The sequence below is a fragment of the Jiangella endophytica genome, assembly GCF_003427025.1.
In the GTDB taxonomy this organism is placed as follows: Bacteria; Actinomycetota; Actinomycetes; order Jiangellales; family Jiangellaceae; genus Jiangella; species Jiangella endophytica.
This window is the reverse complement of the sequence record NZ_QVAI01000006.1, coordinates 134,047-157,076: the sequence shown is the minus strand read 5'-3', so window position 1 is coordinate 157,076 and position 23,030 is coordinate 134,047. Positions and strand designations below refer to the sequence as shown.

The 23,030-nt window shown below is 70.5% G+C and carries 21 protein-coding genes and 1 pseudogene; 16 read left to right on the top strand and 6 right to left on the bottom strand.

The window, feature by feature from the left end:
* The 3 genes from DZA62_RS14635 to DZA62_RS14625 are packed head-to-tail and all read right to left on the bottom strand — an operon-like array spanning position 1 to position 3,034.
* Entirely contained in the window at positions 1-834 is an 834-nt protein-coding gene (locus DZA62_RS14635; RefSeq protein ID WP_116949631.1) for a DUF6807 domain-containing protein, read from the bottom strand.
* A complete protein-coding gene (locus DZA62_RS14630) occupies positions 831-1,841 on the bottom strand; it encodes a LacI family DNA-binding transcriptional regulator (RefSeq protein ID WP_116949842.1) in 1,011 nt (336 codons plus the stop codon). The genes DZA62_RS14635 and DZA62_RS14630 overlap by 4 nt, the downstream gene beginning before the upstream one ends.
* Positions 1,842-1,894: 53 nt before the next feature.
* The gene (locus DZA62_RS14625; RefSeq protein WP_198663774.1) at positions 1,895-3,034 is read right to left on the bottom strand and encodes a Gfo/Idh/MocA family protein; all 1,140 of its coding nucleotides are present in this window, start codon (positions 3,032-3,034) and stop codon (positions 1,895-1,897) included.
* 223 nt (positions 3,035-3,257) lie between these two features.
* On the opposite strand from DZA62_RS14625, the gene DZA62_RS14620 reads away from it, so the two are divergent.
* The 8 genes from DZA62_RS14620 (at position 3,258) to DZA62_RS14585 (ending at position 13,230) form a co-directional block, all read left to right on the top strand.
* Positions 3,258-4,235 (top strand): carbohydrate ABC transporter permease, encoded by a 978-nt coding sequence (locus DZA62_RS14620; RefSeq protein WP_116949629.1) that lies wholly within the window; start codon positions 3,258-3,260, stop codon positions 4,233-4,235.
* A 112-nt stretch (positions 4,236-4,347) separates the two neighbouring features.
* Positions 4,348-5,118, top strand: a complete 771-nt coding sequence (locus DZA62_RS14615; RefSeq protein ID WP_408618892.1) for a carbohydrate ABC transporter permease — start codon at positions 4,348-4,350, stop codon at positions 5,116-5,118.
* Between the two features lie 20 nt (positions 5,119-5,138).
* Positions 5,139-6,419 (top strand): ABC transporter substrate-binding protein, encoded by a 1,281-nt coding sequence (locus tag DZA62_RS14610; protein ID WP_116949627.1) that lies wholly within the window; start codon positions 5,139-5,141, stop codon positions 6,417-6,419.
* The gene (locus DZA62_RS14605) at positions 6,416-8,521 is read left to right on the top strand and encodes a hypothetical protein (protein WP_116949626.1); all 2,106 of its coding nucleotides are present in this window, start codon (positions 6,416-6,418) and stop codon (positions 8,519-8,521) included. The genes DZA62_RS14610 and DZA62_RS14605 overlap by 4 nt, the downstream gene beginning before the upstream one ends.
* Before the next feature lie 44 nt (positions 8,522-8,565).
* Positions 8,566-9,879, top strand: a complete 1,314-nt coding sequence (locus DZA62_RS14600) for an ABC transporter substrate-binding protein (protein WP_198663773.1) — start codon at positions 8,566-8,568, stop codon at positions 9,877-9,879.
* 41 nt (positions 9,880-9,920) lie between these two features.
* A complete protein-coding gene (locus tag DZA62_RS14595; RefSeq protein WP_408618814.1) occupies positions 9,921-11,294 on the top strand; it encodes a Gfo/Idh/MocA family protein in 1,374 nt (457 codons plus the stop codon).
* Positions 11,291-12,172 (top strand): NAD-dependent epimerase/dehydratase family protein, encoded by an 882-nt coding sequence (locus DZA62_RS14590; RefSeq protein ID WP_116949624.1) that lies wholly within the window; start codon positions 11,291-11,293, stop codon positions 12,170-12,172. The genes DZA62_RS14595 and DZA62_RS14590 overlap by 4 nt, the downstream gene beginning before the upstream one ends.
* On the top strand, positions 12,169-13,230 hold the full coding sequence (locus DZA62_RS14585) for a mandelate racemase/muconate lactonizing enzyme family protein (protein ID WP_116949623.1): 1,062 nt from the start codon (positions 12,169-12,171) through the stop codon (positions 13,228-13,230). The genes DZA62_RS14590 and DZA62_RS14585 overlap by 4 nt, the downstream gene beginning before the upstream one ends.
* Positions 13,231-13,236: 6 nt before the next feature.
* Here DZA62_RS14585 and DZA62_RS14580 read toward each other — a convergent pair whose 3' ends face one another.
* Positions 13,237-13,818 carry a PT domain-containing protein gene (locus tag DZA62_RS14580; RefSeq protein WP_157987684.1) on the bottom strand — a complete coding sequence of 194 codons (582 nt, stop codon included), beginning with the start codon at positions 13,816-13,818 and terminating at the stop codon, positions 13,237-13,239.
* Positions 13,819-14,112: 294 nt separating this feature from the next.
* Here DZA62_RS14580 and DZA62_RS14575 point away from each other — a divergent pair, with 294 nt between their 5' ends.
* The 3 genes from DZA62_RS14575 to ispF are packed head-to-tail and all read left to right on the top strand — an operon-like array spanning position 14,113 to position 15,775.
* A complete protein-coding gene (locus DZA62_RS14575) occupies positions 14,113-14,595 on the top strand; it encodes a CarD family transcriptional regulator (protein WP_026877634.1) in 483 nt (160 codons plus the stop codon).
* A gap of 32 nt (positions 14,596-14,627) precedes the next feature.
* The gene (gene ispD / locus DZA62_RS14570) at positions 14,628-15,308 is read left to right on the top strand and encodes a 2-C-methyl-D-erythritol 4-phosphate cytidylyltransferase (RefSeq protein WP_198663771.1); all 681 of its coding nucleotides are present in this window, start codon (positions 14,628-14,630) and stop codon (positions 15,306-15,308) included.
* Positions 15,305-15,775, top strand: coding sequence for a 2-C-methyl-D-erythritol 2,4-cyclodiphosphate synthase (gene ispF / locus DZA62_RS14565; RefSeq protein WP_116949620.1), 471 nt, complete (start codon positions 15,305-15,307; stop codon positions 15,773-15,775). Before ispD ends, ispF begins: the two co-directional genes overlap by 4 nt.
* A gap of 87 nt (positions 15,776-15,862) precedes the next feature.
* On the opposite strand, the pseudogene DZA62_RS37225 reads toward ispF, so the two are convergent.
* Both DZA62_RS37225 and DZA62_RS14555 read right to left on the bottom strand, forming a co-directional pair.
* A pseudogene (locus tag DZA62_RS37225) lies at positions 15,863-16,693 on the bottom strand (SUMF1/EgtB/PvdO family nonheme iron enzyme); the annotation flags it as partial.
* A gap of 66 nt (positions 16,694-16,759) precedes the next feature.
* Positions 16,760-17,536: an aminotransferase class IV family protein gene (locus tag DZA62_RS14555; RefSeq protein ID WP_116949619.1), complete on the bottom strand. Its 777-nt coding sequence runs from the start codon at positions 17,534-17,536 to the stop codon at positions 16,760-16,762.
* 222 nt (positions 17,537-17,758) lie between these two features.
* Here DZA62_RS14555 and DZA62_RS14550 point away from each other — a divergent pair, with 222 nt between their 5' ends.
* Genes DZA62_RS14550 through DZA62_RS14530 form a run of 5 tightly spaced genes read left to right on the top strand, consistent with a single transcriptional unit; the run spans position 17,759 to position 23,026 of the window.
* Entirely contained in the window at positions 17,759-19,009 is a 1,251-nt protein-coding gene (locus DZA62_RS14550) for a methionine adenosyltransferase (RefSeq protein ID WP_116949618.1), read from the top strand.
* Between the two features lie 25 nt (positions 19,010-19,034).
* Positions 19,035-19,745 (top strand): histidine phosphatase family protein, encoded by a 711-nt coding sequence (locus DZA62_RS14545; RefSeq protein ID WP_116949617.1) that lies wholly within the window; start codon positions 19,035-19,037, stop codon positions 19,743-19,745.
* Positions 19,738-21,027: a serine--tRNA ligase gene (gene serS, locus DZA62_RS14540; protein WP_116949616.1), complete on the top strand. Its 1,290-nt coding sequence runs from the start codon at positions 19,738-19,740 to the stop codon at positions 21,025-21,027. Before DZA62_RS14545 ends, serS begins: the two co-directional genes overlap by 8 nt.
* A gap of 2 nt (positions 21,028-21,029) precedes the next feature.
* Complete coding sequence (locus DZA62_RS14535; protein WP_116949615.1) at positions 21,030-22,040, top strand: glycosyltransferase; 1,011 nt, start codon at positions 21,030-21,032, stop codon at positions 22,038-22,040.
* Entirely contained in the window at positions 22,037-23,026 is a 990-nt protein-coding gene (locus DZA62_RS14530; protein ID WP_116949614.1) for a hypothetical protein, read from the top strand. Before DZA62_RS14535 ends, DZA62_RS14530 begins: the two co-directional genes overlap by 4 nt.
* Positions 23,027-23,030: the final 4 nt, after the last annotated feature.

Sequence of the window (23,030 nt, the reverse complement as noted above, 5' to 3'; positions counted from 1 at the left end):
TCAGGGCGTCAGCTCACCGTCGGCGACCACGACGGTGAGCTGACGCTCCAGCACCGCCCCCGCGGCCAGCACGAGCGGCTGCGACCAGGCCAGCGCCGGTCCTGCGCCGACGTAGCCGGACATCCGGACGAACCACGGTTCGGGGGTTCCCTCCTGGCTGAACCACAGCGACCAGGGCCGGTCCGCGGCGGAGCGGCCGCTGAGGAGCAGCCACGGCGACGTCGATCCGTGGGCGACCTGCTCACCACTGCCCTCGGCGACCTTGACGGTGTGGGTGCCCGCTTCGGTGGCCACCCGCCAGAAGATGCCGCCGTACCCGGCGCCGGGCCGGCCGTTCACCGCCGGGCTGGCGACGCGGAGGTCGCGGCCCGCGACGTTGGTCAGGGCGCTGGTCCACGTGAGCGACCACGCGCCGGGCCGTGCGCCGTCCGTGGCCCGCACGCTCCGGGTCTCCCGGACCAGCGGCTCGCCCGCGCGCGTGAGCCACGTCAGGTCGTCGGTGATGCCCGACGGGGACTCTGACGAGAAGCCGTCGTGGCGCTGGGTGCCGTGATTGTCCAGCGGCGTCGGTCCTCGGCCGGCGACGAACGTCCGCCCGCCCCAGAACGTGGTGCCGTCGAGGTCGGCGACGGCCAGCGAGAGCCCCAGATGATGGCGGTGGTCGTCGGGCACCAGGTCGGTGACGACGACACCGCCGAGGGTGCGCACCGGATGCAGGTAGGGCCGCGGCGACAGCGTGCGCTCGATCGACGGGTCGATGACGTACTCGGCCACCGCGATGCCGCCGACCTCGAGCGTCTGGGTGATCGTGTCGGCGGCGCCGGGGCGCCTCATGCGGCGGCACCCGTGCTGCCGCGGACCACCAGGCGCGGCCGGAACTGGATGTCCGCCTCAGGCGGCTGGCCGCCGAGCAGCGCCCACAGGCGCTGCCAGGCCTCCTGCCCGATCTCGCTCGGTGGCACCGACGCCGTGGTCAGCGGCGGCGTGGTGTAGCGGGCGAACGGGATGTCGTCGAAGCCGGCGATGGAGATCTGCTGCGGCACCGAGACGCCGAGCTCGTGCAGTCCGGACAGGGCGCCGAAGGCGACGAGGTCGTTGTAGGCGATGACCGCCGTGCAGAGGCCGTCGATGAGCCGCCCCGCGACGGCGTGTCCGTCGCTGAACGTGGCGCCGCACTCGAGCTCGGCCAGCTCGAGCCGGCCGGCCGCGGCGAACCCGCGCAGCGTGCTCAGGCGGAGCCGGTTGGACGAACTGGTGGGCGGACCGGCGAGGTAGGCGAACCGGCGGTGGCCGAGCCCCATGAGGTGCGACACGAGGTCGCGCATGCCGGCGGCGTAGTCGACGTTGACCGACGGCACCGAGAGGCCGGAGGAGTCGCGGTTGACCAGCACGAACGGTGCCAGTTGCGGTGCGAGGGCGGCCAGCTCGTCGTCGGGCATGCGCGGGGCGCAGAGCACCAGGCCGTCGCAGCGCCGGCGTGCCTCGAGCGCGATCAGGCCTTCCTCGGCGACGTTCTCCTCGGAGTCGGCGACCAGCAGCCGGTGCCCGCGGGTGGCGGCGGCGTGACTGAGGCTGCGCAGGACGTCCTGGAACATCGGGTTGCCGAGATCGGGCACCACCAGCGCGATGGTGGACGTCCGGCCCACCGCCAGGCTGCGGGCCAGGACGCTGGGCTGGTAGTTGAGCGTGGCCGCCGCCGCCCGGACTCGTTCGGCCAGCTGCGGGGCGACGGTCGAGCTGCCGTTCATGACGCGTGACACCGTGGCCCTGGAGACCCCGGCCAGCTCGGCCACCCGGCTGATGGTGGCCGGTCGGGTCTCGTCGTGGGTCTCGGCCGTCATGTTCCCCTCCCCGTCGTCCCCCGCCGAGCGGGACGAGGCACTGATCGTATCGCTCACGCCGCCACCGTCCCGGCCCACGGGAGGTCCAGCTCGCGGAACGTCCTCAGGGTGGTGGCGGCGTCGTCGACGGCGTCGTCGACACCGGCCACCACCGGCCGCTCGTCGAGCCCGGCGCCGAGCACGACGCGGTGCGGTGCGGTGATGCGCGTCGGCGGCGGCGCGGTGCGCACCGCCTCGAGCACCTCGGTGAACGCCCCGGACCGGGCCAGCGGCGAGATCAGCCGCACGGCCGGGTCGGCGCGGTGCCGCAGCAGGTTCTCGAGGAGGTCCGTGAACGGGAACGTCCGGGTGTCGGTGCCGGCCGGCCCGGTGACGTCGACCCGTCCGGTCTTGTACCAGAGGACGACGCGGCCGCGGCTGCCCGTGACGACGACGTAGGGCTCGCGCTGTTCCTGGGCGCAGAGCGTGAGCGCGGCGACGACGGTGCCGCCGCCGGCGGTGGTGACGCGGATGCACGAGGTGTCGTCGGCCTCGATGTCGTTCGCCCGGAACAGCTCGGTGTGCACGGAGGTCAGCTCGCCGCGCCGGTCACTGCCCTCGATGCGCAGCGCGGTGGCCAGGGCGTGTGCCAGCGGGTTGGTGACCACGCCGTCGACCACGGGCCGGCCGTCGAGCTCGCGGCGCCCGGCCCACGCGGACCGGCTCCAGTAAGCCCTGGTGCGTACCCAGGCCCCGGCGGCGCCCACCCCGCGGACGTCGCCGATGGCGCCGTCGGCGACCAGGCTCCGGACATGCTCGACGGCGTCGGTGCCGAAGCTCTGGAAACCGACCTGGCAGACCCGGCCCAGCCGGGCGCTGAGGTCGCTCAGCGCGTCGAAGCCGGCGAGTGTCGGGGTGGGCGGCTTCTCGAGCATGACGTCGGCGCCGGCCCGCAGCGCCGTCTCGGCGAGGTCGTGGTGCCGGTGGATCGGCGCGGCCACCACGACGACGTCGGCGTCGACACGGCCGAGCAGGTCGGCCAGATCGTCCGTCCAGGGGGTGCCGGGCGGGAGGCCGTCGTGGTCCGGTGACGGAGGTCGCGGGTCGCAGACGCCGGCCAGCCGCGCCACGCCGTCGGCCTTCAACTGGACCAGGCGACGCAGGTAGGTGGCTCCGTAGCCGTGGGCGCCGGCGAGCACCACACGTGCGGGCATCGAACGACGCATCGTCGAGCTCTCCCTCTCAGCGGGCAAAAGCGAGTAACCGGTATCTCAGGCTAGCGTACCGTCTCTACCTGCGCTTCTGCTGGCACTTGGCTCCGGCTCTTGCCGCCGATTGACAGCTACCCTACGCTTGCTAGAAATCGGTATCTCGACGGACAACGCTTTCCCCCGCCAGTCAGGTGGCCGTCGACGAGAGATCAGGAGGAGGTCACCGATGACCACCGTTCCGACGTCCTCGCGCGACCAGGCACCGGGTGAACCACCGCCCGAGGCGCCGGAGCAGCCGCCCGAACCGGGCCGCGGCCGGCGCAGCCCGCTCGCCAAACGCGAGGGCCGGGTGGCCTATCTGTTCCTCGCGCCCTGGTTCATCGGCATGGTGGTGGTCACCATCGGCCCGATCCTGGCGTCGCTGTACCTGTCGTTCACCGAGTACAGCCTGCTCCAGCCACCCGAGTGGCTCGGGCTCGAGAACTACCGCCGCATGCTCGAGGACGAACGGCTGCACACGGCGCTGCGGGTGACGTTCACCTACGTGCTCGTGTCGGTGCCCCTGCAGCTGGCGCTGGCCCTCGCCCTGGCGTTCTTCCTCGACCGCGGGGTGCGCGGGCTCTCCGTGTACCGGTCGGTCTACTACCTGCCCTCCCTGCTCGGTGGCAGCGTGGCGATCGCCATCCTCTGGCGGCAGATCTTCGGGACCGAAGGGCTCATCAACCAGTTGCTCGGCCTGGTCGGCATCGAGGGCCAGGGGTGGGTGTCGCACCCCGACCACGCGTTGTCCACCCTGATCGTGCTCAACGTGTGGACCTTCGGCGCGCCGATGGTGATCTTCCTGGCCGGCCTGCGGCAGATCCCGGCCATGTACTACGAGGCGGCCGAGGTCGACGGCGCCGGCGGGTTCACCAAGTTCTGGCGCATCACCGTGCCGCTGCTCACGCCGATCATCTTCTTCAACCTCGTGCTGCAGATCATCGGGTCGTTCCAGACGTTCACGCAGGCGTTCATCGTCAGCGGCGGCACCGGCGGCCCGGCCGACTCCACGCTCTTCTACACGCTCTACACCTACCAGCGCGGCTTCGGCTCGTTCGAGATGGGCTACGCGTCGGCGCTGGCCTGGGTCCTGCTGATCATCATCGCCGGGTTCACGGCGGTCAACTTCCTCGCGGCGAAGCGGTGGGTGCACTATGGCGACTGACCTCGAATCGATCGCCGCGCCCGATCCCGCGGCACTGGCCGCGCGGCGCCGGCGCGACGGCCGGAAGCGGCGGCTGCTCAAGCACGTCGTTCTCATCGTGTTCGGCTTCGCGATGCTCTATCCGCTGCTGTGGATGGTGTCGAGCTCGTTCAAGCCGTCGGATCTGATCTTCCGCGACGCGTCGCTCATCCCGAGCCAGTTCGACTTCAGCAACTACACCGAGGGCTGGACCGCCCTGGCGCGCCCGTTCCACCACTACCTGTTCAACTCGGCGATCATCGTCTTCTTCTCCGTGGTGGGGAACCTGCTCAGCTGCGCGCTCGCGGCCTACGCCTTCGCCCGGCTGCAGTTCCGCGGCCGGCGGCTGTTCTTCGCCGCCATGCTCGGCACCATCATGCTGCCGATCCACGTGGTGATCGTCCCGCAGTACATCCTGTTCTCCGAGCTGGACTGGATCAACACCTACTACCCGCTGATCGTTCCGAAGTTCCTGGCCACCGACGCCTTCTTCATCTTCCTCATGGTGCAGTTCATCCGCGGACTGCCACGCGAGCTGGACGACGCGGCGCGCATCGACGGCTGCGGCCACTTCCGGATCTTCTGGCGCATCATCATGCCGCTGTGCCTGCCGGCCCTCGCGACGACGGCCATCTTCACCTTCATCTCGGTGTGGAACGACTTCTACAGCCAGCTGATCTTCGTGACCGACCCCGATCTGTACACGGTGCCGGTGGCGCTGCGCACCTTCGTCGACTCGCAGGGCGAGTCCGCCTGGGGCCCGCTGTTCGCCATGTCCCTGGTGGCTCTGGGACCGATCTTCGGCTTCTTCCTGGCCGGGCAGCGCTATCTCATGCGCGGCATCGCCACGACCGGCATCAAGTAACCCCGAGAGGACCCCCATCGATGCGACCCCTCCGTTCCCTCGCCCTCGTCGTGCCCGCCGCGATGCTGCTCGCGGCCTGCGGTGGTGACGACACCACCGGCGACGGCGGTGTGGTCGAGCTGCGCTACGCGTTCTGGGGCAGCGACGACCGCGCGCAGACGACGCAGGAGATGATCGACGCGTTCGAGGCCGAGAACCCCGACATCCGGGTCGAGGTCGACTACGCCGACTTCGGCGCCTACTTCGACAAGCTGGCCACGAGCGTGGCCGCAGGCGACGCGCCGGACATCATGACCATGGGCGGCGCCTACCACAGCGAGTACGCCGGACGGGGTGCGCTGCTCGACCTGGCCGAGGTCGGCGACATCATCCGCACCGACGAGATCTCCGAGGACGTCCTCGCCCACGGCACCATCGACGGCTCGCTCTACGCCATCCCGACCGGCGTCAACGGCTACGCCATGGTGGCCAACCCGGCGGTGTTCGCCCAGGCCGGTCTGGAGATCCCCGACGACACCACCTGGACGTGGGACGATTTCGCCCAGCTGTGCACCCAGATCGGCACCGCGCTGGGCGACGACGGTTACGGCGCTCAGGACCTCACCAACCACAACACGCTGTCGCTGTGGGCCCGTCAGCACGGCGAGCAGCTCTACGGCGAGGACGGCGAGCTGGACCTCTCGGCCGAGACCCTCGCCGAGTGGTGGCAGTTCGCGCTCGAGCTGCGCGACTCCGGCTGCACCCCGCCTGCCACCCTGAGCGAGGAACTGGCCAGCCAGAGTGCGCCGGAGCAGACCCTGATCGGCACCAACGCCGGCGGCATGTCACTGATCTGGTCGAACGTCCTCGAGGCGCTCAGCACCGCGTCGGGTGAGCAGTTGCGGCTGCTCATCCCGCCGGGCGTGGAGGGCGGCGACCCGGGCTCGTGGCTGGGGCCGTCGATGTACTACACGATCTCGGCCCGCTCGGAGCACACCGAGGAGGCGGCCCGGCTGGTCGACTTCATGCTCAACGAGCCCGCGGCCGCGGAGTCGTTCCTCACCGATCGCGGCCTGCCCGTCAACACCGACGTCCGTGAAGCGATCATGGACCAGCTGACCCCGGTGCAGCAGGCCGAGGCCGAGTACCTCAACCGGCTGGAGGAGGCCGCGGGCGCGCCCGTGCCTCCGGCGCCGGTGGGCTCCACCGAGACGGCCGGCATCGTCACCCGGCTGAACAGCGAGGTGCTGTTCGACCGCACGACGCCGCAGGACGCCGCCGGGCGGTTCGTCTCCGAGGTCGAGGCGGCGCTGCGGCCATGAGCATCGACCGTCGCGCGTTGGTGTCCCGGCACTCCGTCGTCGTGACGGAGATCGACGGGCGGTCGCCGCTGTCGGTCGGCAACGGTGAGTTCTGCTTCACCGTCGACGTCACCGGTCTGCAGACGTTCCCGGACCGCTATCCGGTGGCGTCGCGTGACGGCACGGCCGACGCGACCCTGCTGGGCACCCAGGCGCAGTGGGGCTGGCACACGGAGCCGGCCGGCGACGACGGCGCCGGGTACCGGCTCGAGGACACGTTGATCACGTACGACACTCCGCACGGTCCGGCGCCGTACGCCGACATGACCGGCAGCATCGGCGCCGGCGGCGACCGCACCGACTCCGCGGCCGAGCTGTGGCTGCGGGCCAACCCGCACCGCCTCGACCTCGGCCGCATCGGGCTGGAGCTGGTCGACGACGACGGCGGGGCCCGGCCGGTCGCGCCGGACGACGTCGCCGGAGTGCGCCAGGTGCTCGACCTCTGGCGCGGCGTCGTCGACACCACGTTCGAGCTGCGCGGCGAGCCCGTCCGGGTCGTGACGGCGTGCCATCCGGACGCCGACGTCCTCGCGGTCCGGATCGTCTCCGACGCGGTCCGGTCCGGCCGGCTCGCGGTCCGGCTGGCGTTCCCGTACGGCTCGCAGAGCTGGCACGACGCCGCGGACTGGAGCCGTCCGGAGGCGCACCGCACGGCGCTGGAGCGCACCGGCGACGGCTGGCGGGTGGACCGCGAACTGGACGCCGACGGCTACGCCGTCGCCATCGCCGCCACCGCCGGCCTGGCGGTGACCCGGACCGGTGCGCATGTGCTCCGGGCCACCGCCGGCACCGGGACGCTCGACCTCGTGGCCGGCTTCGCGCCCTCGGCCGACCGGCTGCCGGCGGTGTCGAGCTTCGACGCGGTGCGGGCCGCGGCCGAGGCGCACTGGCCGGCGTTCTGGTCCAGCGGCGGCGCCGTCGACCTGGCCGGCAGCGCCGACCCGCGGGCCGCCGAGATCGAGCGGCGCACCGTCCTGTCCCAATACCTCACGGCGATCAACTGCGCGGGGTCGCTGCCACCGCAGGAGACCGGCCTGGTCTGCAACTCCTGGCGGGGCCGGTTCCACCTGGAGATGCACTGGTGGCACGCGGCGCACTTCCCCCTCTGGGGCCGGCCGGAGCTGCTGGGGCGAAGCCTGCGCTGGTACCACACGGCGCTGGACGCGGCCCGGGCGACGGCCAAGGCACAGGGCCACTCCGGGGCTCGCTGGCCGAAGCAGGTCGGACCCGACGCGAGGGAGAGCCCGAGCCCCATCGGCGCGTTCCTCATCTGGCAGCAGCCGCACCCGATCCACCTGGCCGAGCTGTTCTACCGGGCCGCTCCGAGCCGCGAGGTGATCGACGAGTTCGCCGGCATCGTGTTCGAGACGGCGGAGTTCATGGCGTCCTACGCGGTGCGGACCGAGCGCGGGTTCCAGCTCGGCCCGCCGCTGGTGCCGGCGCAGGAGTCGTACGGATCGATCCGGGCCCGCGCGACCAACCCGACGTTCGAGCTGGCGTACTGGCACTGGGCGCTGGAGACGGCGCAGCGCTGGCGCGAGCGGGCCGGGCTGCCCCGGGACGAGCGGTGGGGCGCGGTGGCCCGCGGACTGGTCCGTCCGCACGTGCGGGACGGCGTCTACACGGCCATCGACGTCGAGCCGTACACCATTCGCACCGACCACCCGTCGATGCTCTGCGCGTTGGGCGTCCTGCCCGAGACGCCGCTGATCGACCCGCGGATCATGCGGGCCACGCTGCACGACGTGCTCGACGACTGGCACTGGGACAGCACGTGGGGATGGGACTACCCGGTCATCGCGATGACGGCCGCGCGAGTCGGCGAGCCGGAGCTGGCGGTGGCGGCGCTGACCATGCCGGCGACGAAGAACGAGTTCCTCCCGAACGGGCACAACCGGCAGACGTCGTCGCTGCCGCTGTACCTGCCGGGCAACGGGGGAGTGCTGGCGGCCGTCGCGCTGATGGCCGCGGGCTGGGACGGCGCGGCCGGTGGGCCGGCGCCGGGATTCCCGGACGACGGGCGGTGGACGGTCGAGGCCGAGGGCCTCGTCCCCGCTCCCTGACCGAAGGACCAGGACCGACCAGACCCCGAAGGAGTGGGATGGAGATGAGCGGCAGACCGAGAAGGACCTCCCTGGCCGGCGTGCTCGCCGTGGCGTTGCTGGCTGCCAGCTGCGGTGGCGGCGGCGACGGCGGTGGCGACGGCGACGCGGCCGGCTCGGACGAGCAGGTGACCCTGCGGTTCGCGTGGTGGGGCAGCGACGAGCGGCGCGAGCTGACCGAGGCCGCGATCGCGGCGTTCGAGGAGCAGCACCCCGACATCGACGTGCAGGGCGAGTACATCGAGTGGAGCGGCTACTGGGACCGGCTGGCGACGCAGGTCGCGGCGGGCGACGCGCCGGACGTCATCACCCAGGAGGAACGGTTCCTGCGCGAGTACGCCGGACGCGGCGCGCTGCTGGACCTCTCCGAGTACGAGGACACCATCGATCTCTCGCAGCTGGATCCGCTGGTCACCGGTAGCGGCGAGGTCGACGGCGGGCTGTTCGGCGTGCCGAGCGGCGTCAACGCCTACGTCGTGTACGCCAACCCGGAGCTGTTCGCGCAGGCCGGCGTCGACCTGCCCGACGACACCACCTGGACCTGGGACGACTACATCCGCATCGCGAACGAGATCACCGCGGCGACCGCCGGTGAGGTCTTCGGCGCCATGGACTACGGCGGCAACGAGGCCGGCCTGAAGATCCTGGCCCGGCAGCACGGCCAGGAGATGTACGACGCGAACGGCGAGCTGGCCTTCGACCCCGCGACGCTGGCGCAGTGGTGGGAGTACTCCCTGCAGTTGCGCGACGGCGGCGGCGCGCCGCAGGCCACGATGTCGGCCGAGCAACAGGACACCGGTTCTCCGGAGCAGACGCTGCTGGGCACCAACCGGGCCGCCATGGCCTGGTACTGGAGCAACACGCTGGCGGCGCTGTCCGGCGCGTCCGGCACCGAGCTGCAACTGCTGCGGCCGCCCGGTGAGCACGAGCGCGAGCGCACCGGCAACTACTACAAGCCCGCCATGCACTACTCCGTGTCCGCCCGCACCGCGCACCCGGAGGAGGCCGCCATGCTGGTCGACTTCCTGCTCAACGACCCCGCGGCGATCGATGCCATCCGCTCCGACCGGGGTCTGCCGGCCAACCTCGAGCAGCGCGAGCGGATCCTCGCCGACCTGGACGAGCACCAGGTGGCCGAGGCCGAGTACCTGGACGAGATCCAGGAGGACGTCGTCGACGCACCGCCCGCTCCGCCGATCGGCGCCGGCCAGGTCGTCGACATCATCAAGCGCCTCAACATCGAGGTCCTCTTCGACCGGCTCAGCCCCGACGAGGCGGCCGAGCAGTTCATCAGCGAGGTCGAGGCGGCCACCGGCTGACGGTGCCCCGTCCTCGTCGTTCGTACCCACCAGCAGATGGAGTGGCAGTGAACGCAACGATCCCCGGCGGCGGCCCGCGGCGCTACGCCGTCGTCGGCACCGGCAGCAGGGCGCAGATGTACGTCGACGCCCTGCTCACCACCCATGCCGACGTCGGAGCTCCGGTCGCCTGGTGCGACGTCAACGCGACCCGGATGTCGTACTACGACGAGCGGGTGCGCGCCGCGAACGGTCCCGACGCGCCGCTTCCGAGGCGCTACGGTCCCGACGACTTCGGCGCGCTGCTCGAGGAGGTGCGGCCCGACGGCGTCATCGTCACATCGCCGGACTGGACCCACGACCGCTACGTGGTCGCGGCGCTCGAGCACGGCAGCGACGTCGTGGTCGAGAAGCCGCTGACCGTCGACGTCGACAAGGCACGAGCCATCGCCGACGCCGCCCGCGAGTCGCCGGCCGGACTCGTCATGACGTTCAACTACCGCTACTCCCCGCGCAACTCGACGGTGAAGCAGCTGATCCTCGACGGCGCGATCGGCGACGTCACGTCGGTGCACTTCGAATGGGTGCTCGACACCTCGCACGGCGCCGACTACTTCCGCCGGTGGCACCGCGAGAAGGACCGCTCCGGCGGACTGCTGGTGCACAAGGCGACGCACCACTTCGACCTGGTGAACTGGTGGCTCGACGACGTGCCCGCCACGGTGTTCGCGCTCGGCGGGCTGCGGTTCTACGGGGCCGAGAACGCGAAGGCACGCGGTCTCGGCGACCGGCCGGTGCGCAGCCGCGACGACGCCGGCCGGGCCGCCGACCCGTTCGCTCTCGACCTCGCCGCCGACGACACCCTGCGGCGGCTGTACCTGGAGGCCGAGGCCGACGACGGCTACGTCCGCGACCAGGACGTGTTCGGCGAGGGCATCACCATCGAGGACAACCTCAACGTCCTCGTCGGGTACGAGCGCGGTGCCAGCCTGAGCTACACGCTGAACGCGCACTCGCCGTGGGAGGGGTATCGGGTCGCCTTCAACGGCACCGCCGGGCGGCTCGAGATCGAGGTGGTCGAGTCGGCGCACAAGGCGCGCGACGCGGGTGACGACGCCGAGCGGGTCCGTCGCAAGGGCACCCGGATCGTGCTGCAGCGGCACTGGGAGCCGGCCGTCGAGGTGCCGGTGCCGGACAGCCCGCACGGTGCTCATGGACATGGCGGCGGTGACCGGCTGCTGCTGGACGACGTGTTCCGCGGTCCCGGCGACGATCCGCTCGGCCGGCCCGCGGGCACCGTCGACGGCTTCCGCAGTGTCGCCGTCGGGCTGGCCGGCAACGAGTCGCTGGCCACCGGGGGACCGGTGGCCGTGGCGAGCCTCGGCCTGCCGCTGCGCACCGACGAGCTGCGGCCGCGTCCTGCGAGCACGCCATGAGGGTCCTGGTCACGGGCGGTTCCGGGCGACTCGGCGAGAGCGTCGTCCAGGGACTGCTGGAGGCTGGGCACGACGTCGTCAGCGTCGACCTGCGCGCGCCGAGCCAGCATCGCGAGCACTGGTTCGCCGCCGACCTCACCGTGGTCGACGAGGCCAGCTGGGCGCTCGCGCGGGTGCGGCCGGAGGCGGTCGTCCACCTGGCCGCGATCGCCGTCCCGTTCAGCCGGCCCGAGCGGGAGATCCTTCGCACCAACACCGCGCTGGCCTACAACGTCTGCCGGTCCGCGCTCGACGCCGGTGCCCGGAACGTCGTCGTCGCCAGCAGCCCGACGGTGGTCGGGTACGGCGCGCCGACCGGCTGGGCGCCGGCGTACCTGCCGATCGACGAGGCGCACCCGGTGCGGCCATGGAACGCCTACGGGCTGTCCAAGCTGATGGCCGAGCACGTGATGCGGATGTTCACCGCCCAGGCCGGCGACCGCATGCGGCTCAGCGCGATCCGGCCCTGCTACGTGATCGCCGAGGACGAGTGGGCCGGCGCACCGACGCAGCAGGGGCACACCGTCCGCGAGCGGCTGGACGACCCGGCTCTGGCGGCGGGGTCGCTGTTCAACTACGTCGACGCCCGCGACGCCGCCGAGTTCGTCGAGGTGCTGCTGCGCCGCGCCGAGGACGTGCCGAACGGCGAGACGTTCTTCGTCGGAGCCGCCGACGCGCTGGCCCGTGAGCCGCTGGCCGAGCTGCTGCCGCGCTTCCACCCCGGCACCGCCGGCGGCGCGGACGTCCTGGCCGGCACGGAGTCGGCGTTCCGCAACGCCGCCGCCGAACGCCTGCTCGGCTGGAAACCGGAGCGCAGCTGGCGCACGGAGCTGCGATGAGCGCGATCGCCGCACTCACCGCGCGGGTGATCCGGCTGCCGCTGCGCCGGCCGTGGGGCCCCGACGTGCCGTGCCTGCACGTCGTCGAGGTCGTGCTGACGACGTCCGACGGCGTGGAGGGACGCGGGTTCGGCTGGACGCCCACCATCGGCGCCGGTGCCGTGCACGCACTGCTCACGCAGGACATCGCGGCATGGCTGGTGGGGCGGCCGGCCGAGCCGGAGGTCGTCTGGGACGGGCTGTGGCGGCACCTGCACGAGGCCGGCAGCGGTGGCGTCACGACCATCGCCATGGCGGGCGTCGACCTCGCGCTCTGGGACCTGCGCGGCCGCAGGGCCGGACTCGGTCTGGCCGACCTGCTCGGCCGACGCCACGAGTCGGTCGAGGTGTACGGCAGCGGCGTCAACCGGCACTACCCGCTGGACGAGCTGGTCGCTCAGGCCGAGCGGTGGGTGGCGGCCGGACACGACGCGGTCAAGATGAAGGTCGGCCGCCCGGACCTGGACGAGGACGTCGAGCGGGTGGCGGCGGTCCGCGAGGTCATCGGGCCGCGGCGGCGGCTCATGGTCGATGCGAACCAGCGCTGGGACCTGCCCACGGCCCGGCGGGCGATCGCGGCCCTGGCGCCGTACGACCTGTTCTGGGTCGAGGAGCCGCTGCTGGCGGACGCGACCTGGGCCTACGCGCAACTGCGTCGTGCGGTGGACGTGCCGATCGCGCTCGGCGAGAACGCGCACACCGTCCACCGCTTCCGGGACCTGCTCGACGCCGGCGCCTGCGACGTCGTGCAGCCCAACGTCGTGCGGGTCGGCGGCATCACGCCGTTCCTGCGCATCGTCGCGCTGGCCCGGACGTACGGAGTGAGCGTCGCGCCGCACCTGCTGCCGGAGCTGTCCGGTCAGCTGGCGCTGACGCTGCCCGAGGCCACACTGGTCGAGGACGTCGAGGACGCCTCGTTCGCCGCGCTGGGCTGCCTCGCCGAGCCGAGCGGCGTCGTCATCGAGAACGCCCGGCTGACCGCGGCGACGGCGCCGGGGCTGGGCCTCAGGTTCGGCTGAGGCCGGTCACTCCGACGGCGTCTCGGTGCCCGTCGGCTCCTCGGTCGGCTGGTCGGTCGGCTCGCCGGCGGGCGTCGCCGTGACCTCGCCGGTGGGCTCGTTCGTGGGCTCCTCGGCCGGAGCGTCCGGCAGCGCCTCGGCGTAGGCGCCCTCGGCCGGCCGCACGAGCGCCTCGACGGTGGTGCGGGGCGCGTTGCCGAAGCGGAACTCGACGGTGATGGTGTGGCCGGGGTCGGCCTCGACATCGAAGCCGTCGACACGGTCGGCGTCGGGCCCGAGGTCGGCGACGCCGCGGACCGGGACGTCGACCGGGCCGTCGGCGAGCTCGGCGTTCACCTCGCCGATGACCACCTCGACCAGTTCGTCGTCGCTGGCGCCGCGGTTGGTCAGCGTGGCGATGACGGTGGCCGTGCCCTCGCCGTCGGACACCACCTGGACGTTGCGCAGGCCGATGTCGCCTGCCTCGGCGTTGGCGCCGTTGTCGGCCGGGTACCACCGCTGGGTCTGCTCGTGGATGCTGCAGCCGGCCGCGCCCAGCACCAGGACGGGGGTGGCGGCGAGAACCAGACGCCGGACAGCAACCTTCACCACGTGCTCCTCGAAAAGCGCGCTCACAGTGGACAGACCGCGGACCAGCGTACCGGCGGCGTCTCGGCGCCTGGTCACCGGCACCCGCTCCTACCTGGTGGGACGACAAGATCGACGACCTTGGAAAAGGGTGAAGCGGACACTCCGGAACGAGTGCCGAAGGTGTATGACGAGTGACCGCAGCACGCCGAATGGCGATTTGTCAACCCCTACCACTGGCGCTGACCAGCGCAAATGCTTATCCGAGTCGTGAAAATCGTGCTATCATCGGTGGGGGAAAGGGGACAGGAACACATGACTTTCAAGGTCGGCGAAACGGTTGTCTACCCCCATCACGGGGCCGCGCTCATCGAGGCGATCGAGTCCCGGGTCATCAAAGGAGAGGAACGCCAGTACCTCGTCCTGAAGGTCACGCAAGGTGACCTGACCGTTCGCGTCCCGGCTGACAACGTCGACCTCGTCGGCGTACGCGATGTCGTGAACCAGGAAGGGCTCGATCGAGTCTTCGAGGTGCTGCGCATGCCGCACACCGAAGAGCCCACCAACTGGTCGCGCCGGTACAAGGCGAACCTCGAGAAGCTGGCATCCGGTGATGTCATCAAGGTCGCCGAGGTCGTCCGCGATCTCTGGCGGCGCGAGCGCGACCGCGGGCTGTCCGCGGGCGAGAAGCGCATGCTGGCCAAGGCCCGTCAGGTGCTCGTCTCCGAGCTGGCTCTGGCCGAGAACACGAACGAGGACAAGGCCGAGACCCTGCTCGACGAGGTCCTCGCGGGCTGACACGCGCGCATCGAACGGGGCATGATCCCGTCGTGAGCGTTGCGTGCATCGTGGTCGCCGCCGGTCGTGGTGAGCGGCTGGGCGAAGGTCGCCCGAAGGCGTTCGTCGAGGTCGGCGGACGTCCCCTGATCTGGCATGCGTTGCGGGCCGCCTCCGGCGCCGCCCGGGTGGCGCACGTCGTCGTCGTGGCGCCGGACGGCATGGACGACGATCCCGCCCTGGCCGGCGCGGTCGCGGTCGTCCCCGGTGGTGCGACGCGGCAGCACTCGGTCGCGAACGGGCTGGCCGCGCTGCCCGACGACACCGAGGTCGTGCTGGTGCACGACGCCGCCCGCTGCCTGGCTCCGTCCGAACTGTTCGACGCCGTCGCGGCCGACGTCCTGGCCGGGCACGACGCCGTCATCCCGGGCCTGCCGGTGGTCGACACCCTCAAGGTGGTCGACCACGCCGGCCGGGTCACGGCCACGCCGGACCGCGCCGCGCTGCGGGCCGTCCAGACCCCGCAGGGCTTCCGCCGCGCCGTGCTCGAGCGCGCGCACGCCGCCGCCGTCGAACGCGGCGACACCGACGCTCCCGACGACGGCGCGCTGGTCGAGCGCATCGGCCTGCCCGTCTTCGTCGTCGCCGGTCACACCGACGCGTTCAAGGTCACCCGCCCGCAGGACCTGCTGCTGGCTGAGACCGTGCTGGCCCGGCGGGAGGCCGCGGTATGACTCCGCGGGTCGGGCTGGGCGTCGACGTCCACCGCATCGAGCCCGGGCGCCCCTGCTGGGTGGCCGGGCTGCACTGGCCGGACGAGCCGGCCGGCCCGGTCGGCCACTCCGACGGCGACGTCGCCGCTCACGCCGTCTGCGACGCGCTGTTGTCCGCCGCGGGCCTGGGCGACCTCGGCGCCGTCTTCGGCACCGACCGCCCGGAATGGGCCGGCGCCTCCGGCGTCGCGCTGCTCGGCGAGACCGCACGGCTCGTCCGCGCCGCGTCGTTCACGATCGGCAACGCGTCAGTTCAGGTCATCGGCATCCGCCCGCGCATCGGCACCCGTCGCGACGAAGCGCAGGCGGCGCTCTCCGCGGCGATCGGCGCACCGGTCAGTGTCAGCGGCACCACCACCGACGGCCTCGGCCTCACCGGCCGCGGCGAGGGCCTGGCCGCCGTCGCCACCGCCCTGCTCGTCGGCTGACACCCACGCGTCGCCCGCCGCTGGGGCCACACATCGAAAGCCGGTGTCGTCGTCGCGCATGTCGGCCGACGCGTCATTGAACGCTGAGGGGAGTGCCCGGGCGAAGGGACTCGTCCACGCTCCGCCCTTCAACTCGTACCTGGCCGGCTCGGACTCCGTCGAGGTCCACTCCCATGCATTGCCGCACAGGTCGTAGACGTCGTACGGGCTCACGCCGCTGTGGAACCGGTCGACGGGCGTCGTCGTGCCGATGCGGGTCTCACGCGTATTGCATTTCGCCGGCGTCGGCTGCTCACCCCACGGATACGCCTGGCCGTTCGGTCCTCTGGCGGCCTTCTCCCACTGTCGTCCCGTCGGCAGCGACTTGCCTGCCCAGGCTGCGTAGGCCGCCGCATCCCGCCAGGACACGTAGACGACGGGATGGTCGGCGGGTGGCTGGCTCAGGCGCCAGTGATCGGGCGCTCGGTGCCCAGTCGCGCGCACGAACCGCTCGTACTCGGCGTTGGTGACCGGATGAACATCGATGTAGAAGGCAATGAGGTGCGTCGGGACGTCGCCGGTTCCGGAGAGGTAGTAACCGTCGCCGACGAGGGTCATCTGCTTGGCGTCGGTGGGGTGGCGCCAGCGGGGACGGTTCGGGGCGGTCAGATGTGGCGTGCGACCGGGCTGGAACACCGAGCCGAGCGAGTCCGTCAGTCTGAGAAATCGGGCACGGGCGTCTGGAGGGGAACTCGCGAGGGCGGTGTCCAATGCGGCTTGATTGACCGGTCTGAGGTTGATCGTGCCGCCCCGCGCCTCCCATTTCGAAACCATTCGGTCGCTGACGCCCAGATGCGCCGCGAACGCCTCGATGCTCATTCGCTGCGCTTCACGTAGAGCGCGCGTCTCGAGTCCCGTCCATCGTTCGACTGTCGCCATGGGATGACTCCCCAGGGGTGGATGAGGGTAACCCAAAAGAATCTCATGGCTGAGTTGAGGTGTCCACTACAACGGTTCTTCGCCCAGGGCGGCATACGTATCCTGGAGCTTCGTCATCGCCGGGTGAGAGGTCGCGAGTTCCATACCGTCGATGGCCGTAATCGGCCGAACTCCGATGGCAGCGTTGGTGGCGAAGGCAGCCCGCATCGACGGGACGTCGGCAAGTCGTACCGCGCGTTCTTCGTGGTCAGCCGCCTCCTTGAGCAACTGCATCGTCACACCCGTCAGTGATGGGCCATCCGGCCAGATCAGCCGGTCGTCGGCACCGACGAAGCCGAGGTTCCAAGTGCCGCCTTCGAGCACGACGCCGTGAGAGTCGACGAACAGCGCGTCATCGAACCCCGACCGTTGCGCTTCGCGGCGGTGGACCAACGTCGCGAACAAGCCGACGCTCTTCACCTGGGGCAGGTCTCTGACGTAGACCCTGGACCGGACCCGTAGGCCGGGCAACCTGCCGACGCTCGCCGGCCGCGTGGTCACCAGGACCTGAGGGTCCGATGCTGCCGCCGGATGCCCGAGCTCCAGGTCCGGATCGAAGATGGTCACCCGCACCACGCAGGCGCGATCGGGCGGCGCGACCCGCCGGACGAACTCGCGCACATTCTGAGGATCCAGGTCGGTGCCGAAGAGTGCGCGGCAGTCCTTGATCAGTCGCTGGAGATGCAGGGAGAGTCCGCGGACCCGACCGTGATCGACCAGCATCGACGTGAAGTGTCCGTACGGGACCAGAGCCAGCGTCGCGAGCTGATCGACTCCGATCGGTTTCCCGTTCAACTGGGCCATGCCGCAAGCATCGCACCGGCGTGCGAGCTCGGCGTCATCGCGCCTCGGACGCGACCGCGGTTCGGTGGAAGTTCGGTACTAGTGCCGGGGAAGTGCGTTCCGGACCAAGCGGGGCCGAGGACACACTCGACGCATCGACGGGATGTCACCGCCTCGCCGAGCGGCGTTCTCAGCCGGCCGGCGGTCTCGAATCTCGTGCCCGACAATCGGACGGAGCTTGCCATGACCAGGACGACGACCGTAGTCGACGACAGCCACCTCGTCATCGTCACCGGCGTACCTCGGCCGGACGCGACCACGATCGTGGAACGCAAGGGTTTCGGGCATCCGGACACCCTGGCCGATCACCTGGCCGAGCGTCTCTCGCGCGTGTACAGCGCCTACACCCTGCGCGAGTTCGGCGCCGTCCTGCACCACAACTTCGACAAGCTAGCCCTGCTCGGCGGGTCCTCCGAGGTCCGCTACGGAGGCGGACGGATGACGGCACCCGTGCGGGTGCTCGTCAACGGTCGTGCCGCGACAGCCTGCGGGGAACAGCTGATACCGGTGCGCGACATCGTCGAGGCGGAGGTCCGTGCGTTCTTCGCCGAACGGCTCCCGGAGGTCTCGGATCACCTGGACATCTCCTTCAACGTCACCACCAATTCGAGCCCTGGGGCCGTCCTCACGGGCAGTGACGTTCCCGACCGTCAGCGCTGGTTCAACCCTCGGTCGGTCGACGATCTGCGTGAGCGTCGCGTGAAGCTGGCGAACGACACGTCTCTCGGGACCGGCTGGGCACCGGAGAACCAGTTCGAGTCGTTCGTGCGCCAACTCGTCGACCACTTCTCCGCGCCCAGCGAGTTCACCCGAGCACACGCGTGGTGCGGATCGGACGTCAAACTCATGGGCTACTGGGATGGCGAAGCCGCGGATGTCGTGCTTTGCGTCCCGCAGAAGTCCAGCCATGTCGGTGGCCGGCGCGCGTACGTGGAGAACCTCGACCACGTACTGGCCGAATGTCACCGTCTCGCGGCCAGGGACCTTCCCGGCACGCGGGTCGGATTCACCCTCAACGCTCGAGACGTACCCCAGAAGGACGAGCTCTATTTGACGTTCACCGGGAGCTCCATCGAGTCGGGCGACGAAGGGGTGGTCGGCCGTGGCAACCGCGTCAACGGCCTCATCACGCCGCTGCGACCGATGAATCTTGAGGGTGCCAGCGGCAAGAACCCCGTCTACCACGTGGGCAAGCTGTACAACATCGCCGCCCGGCGCCTGGCTGCGCGACTCTTTGACCTCACCGGCGGCCACGCCGAGGTGCACCTCGTGAGCCGAACGGGAAAGCGGCTCGATCGCCCCTGGCGCATCCTGGTCCGGCTGTCGTCCGCCGAGCCCGATCCAGGCAAGGTCGAATCGGTGGTTGCCGAGACCCTGGCCGAGTTCCCGTCGCTCACAGACGAACTCGTTTCCCAGGGTATGCACCTCAGCTGACCGGATGACCCGAGGAGGTGCACCGATGACCACTTATGTATTGCGCCACGGGCCGACGGCCACCAGCCGCCGCTACCTCGTCAATGGTGACCCGGCGGTATCCCTTCCGCTCGACGAACACGGGGTCGAAGCGTGCAGGCAGGCGGCACTGCAGTTCCCGCCGGGCTTGGTGAGGACATGGCTGTCGAGCGAGTTCCCCAGAGCTCGTCAGACGGCGTCCCTGCTCGCCGATGCGCTGGCGGACGTGGCCATCGACTGGCGGCTGAACGAGCTCGACTACGGCGACTTCGAAGGACACCCGTTCACGGAGTACGCTCATTGGCTGCGCGAACACGGCTGCGATCGTCGTCCGCCTGGATCGTCGGAGTCCCAGAGGGAAGCCATGCGGCGAATGGTCGGCGGCGCCGCCGCGGCGCTCCTCAGGCCCGCGCCGCGGGTCGTTGTCTGCCACGGGCTGTTGTTCTCGTTGATCGGTTGGACGATGCGGCCGCGCCCGGCGGCTGAGTCCCTGCCACTCTTCTACGCCGAGGCGCCATACGTCGAGGCGCTCGCCGTGCCGGACAACGTCATGAAGGTGTTGCTCGGGCAACTGCGGCAGCGGCTGAATGACGATCCCGCCGGCGCCCGGTCAAGATCAGCAACCTTGGTCGTCTCCGGCCCTGACGGGGCCCCTCAGCTTGCTAGCGTCGACCGAGCAATCCAGCCGACGGAGACGAAGGACACCTCTCATGCATGACGCCCGCACTCTGATCGACATGGGTGACGACGCCGTTCGACGCTTGGCACGTCGCGGATTCGACCTCGACCTTCGAGCTCTCGAGTCCCTCCACAGCCGCCGGAACAGGTCCATTCACTCCGTCGACGATCTGCGGGCGGAGAGCAAGCGGCTGGCGAGCGAGGTCCAGAGCGCTGCACGGGCCGGCGAGGAGATCTCCAAGCTCAAGGAGCGGGCACGTGAGGTGAAGGACCAGATCCGGCAGTTCGAGACGGAACGCGACGACGTCCAGGCGCAGCTGCGTGAGCTGTTGCTGAGCATTCCCAACATTCCTGACGACCGGGCGCCCGACGGCGATTCCGGCGACTTCGCCGTCGAGATCCGCAAGGTCGGGACCCCTCCGGTATTCGCCTTCGAGGCGAGGGACCACGTCGAACTGGGGGAGACCATGGGCATACTCGACTTCGCGCGAGCGACGAAGCTGTCCGGCCCGCGGTTCCGTGTCGCACGAGGTGCTGGGGCCGCCATGGAACGCGCGATCTCGGCCTTTCTCCTGGATCTGCACACCCGTCGGCACGGCTACGTCGAGCACTCGGTGCCGTACCTGGTCACTCCCAAGACGATGACCGGCACAGGACAGCTGCCGAAGTTCGAGCAGGATCTGTTCAGGACCGGCGTCGCCGATCGTGATCTGTTCCTGATCCCCACAGCCGAGGTTCCGCTGACCAACCTCTACGCCGATGAGATGATTCCGGCGCGAGATCTCCCCATCGCCGTGACCGCCCACACACCGTGCTTCCGGTCCGAGGCGGGGTCCTACGGCCGCGACACCCGGGGGCTCATCCGGCAGCATCAGTTCGACAAGGTCGAGATGGTCCGGATCTGCGAGGCGAACAATGCGCAGGCGGAGCTCGACGCGCTGGTCGGTCACGCCGAGACGTGCCTCCAGGAGCTCGGCCTGGCCTATCGCGTCGTCGTTCTCGCCGCAGGCGACCTCGGTTTCGCCGCCCAGCTCACGTACGACCTTGAGGTGTGGTTCCCCAGCCAGAACACGTACCGGGAGATCTCCTCGGTGTCGGACTTCGGCACCTTCCAATCCCGTCGCGCCAACATCCGCACACGTGGCACTGACAAGAAGGTCACGTTGGCGGCCACGCTCAACGGCTCCGGTCTGCCGATCGGCAGGACGATGGCCGCGCTGATGGAGCAGGGGCAACAAGCCGACGGATCGATCCTGCTGCCCGAAGCCCTCGTTCCGTACCTCGGCGCCCGCCGGATCTCACCCAGCGGAGAACTGGAGTAATCGTGCGTGTCGGCATCTGCGACTTTCCTGGCGACTACGGTTTCCCGCCGGTCGCCTACGGCGGTATCGAACGCTGGCTGTGGGCCGTGGCCATCGGCGCCCGAGCGGCAGGTGCCGACGTCCATCTCATCGGACCCGGCTGGCGTTCGGACCTGCCGGGTTGGACACGGCAGCCGATCCGGCTGGAGGCCCTCGCGCCGAACGGGCCCGAACTGCGGACACTGCGATCGGCTGGCTACGACCTCCTGATCGTCGGTCACGAATATCCGTCCCACCCGGCATGGATGCGAACGTGGCAGGAGCTCGACTGCGATGTCGTCACCTTCCAGCACTCGCCGGACTTCAAGCACGAGCCGGGTACCTTCGACGGCGCGAGGTCACGGCTGTACTGCTACTCGCCGGAGATGATGGAGCGCTATGCGGACCACCGGCCGATAGCCGAGTTGGCCGTGCACCTCGGTCTCGACGAGCATGAGCCACCTGCGGTCGCGGGCGACGACCTCGTGTGGCTCGGCCGCGTGGACGAGCAGAAGGCTCCGCATCTCGCTGTACGGGCGGCACAACTGCTCGGACGGCGAATACGCATCGTGGGCCCGGTCTTCGACGACGACTACGTGCGTGCGCACGGAAGCCTCTTTGCCGCGGACCATGTGGAATGGGCCGGTGAGCTAGGGGGCCGCCGGAAGGCGGCCGCACTCCACCAGACATCCGTATTCGTCTATACCCAGGCACGTGACTACGTGGAGGCCGGCGCCGCGGTCTTCGGCGAGTCAGTACGGGCGGGAACGCCTGTGGCCGCATTGACCTGGCGGGACGGAACTTGTGCCCAGGCCGCTCTCTGCGAGCGCACCGGTGTCACGCGGGTCTGCGCGCCTGAGGTTGACGACGAGACGGCGGCGAGGGTTCTGGCGGAGGCCATCGAGGAGGCGGCCGGGCTCGAGCCGGTCGTGGTCCAAGACCTCGGGCAGAAGCGGTTCGACTCTCGGCGTCACTTCGAGTCCATGCTCCGATGACGCCCGACGCGGCCATCGCCCAGCGGCTGCTATCGGGGATCCGCCGCTCGCTCGGTTCGCGATGGGACTTCGCCGTCGCCGAGGGTCGGCTCGAGATCCGCTATCGCGCTCTGGGCACGACCTACTGCCCGCCTCGGCGACGTCTGGCGTGGCCGGAACTCATCGCCACGTTGGAGTCCGCTTTCGCGATGCGTGGGGTGCGGCGCGACCATTGCGCCCCGCTCCGCTGGGGACGGGACACCGACCTCATGGTCTCGGCTGTGCAATCGCTCGATCCGCTGCTCAAGGACGGACGTCCGGTGACGCATCGCGAGGGTTTCCTCACCCAGCCTGTGGTGCGCTTCACAGGCGAGCGAGACTGCCGTGGAGCCCTCGTCGACGGCTATCTCACCTCGTTCGTCAACGTGTCGCGAATCGAGCCGATCAGGGGGATCGAGGAGTACGGCGCGATCCTCGACGACTGGCTCTTCGTGCTGTCCCGGCTCGGATTCCATGCACGTCACCTGAGCTTCGCCGGCCGCCTTGACGTATGGCGCCGACGCGAGGTTGCAGGGATCACCCTCATGTTCGGGCATGGAGGCGTTGAGCTCGGTGACATCGTCCTGCTCTGGAACGTCGACAACCCGGACGCCATCGCAGTGGATCTGGGCACGGGGCTTGAGCGCCTTGCCTGGGCGAGGAACCCGCAGGATTGGACTGGGCTCGTGTTCGGCGAGCTGTCCGGCGCGGCGCCGGCCACCGTCCTCGATGCGCTTCGGACCGCCACGCTGTTGGTAGGCAGTGGCATCCGTCCTTCAGGACGCGGAGCGGGCGCGGCGATCCGACGCGTTCTGGGGACCCTGGCGCCTGGCTCGGCGCCTTTGGGCATCAGCTCCGCGGTCCGGTCCGCACACCGCTACTGGACGACGATGACACCGCTGCCGGTTCCGTGGCATGCGGCCGTGGTCGAGATCGAGCAAGAGCTCGCTCGGAGGGCAGCAGCGTGAGCGA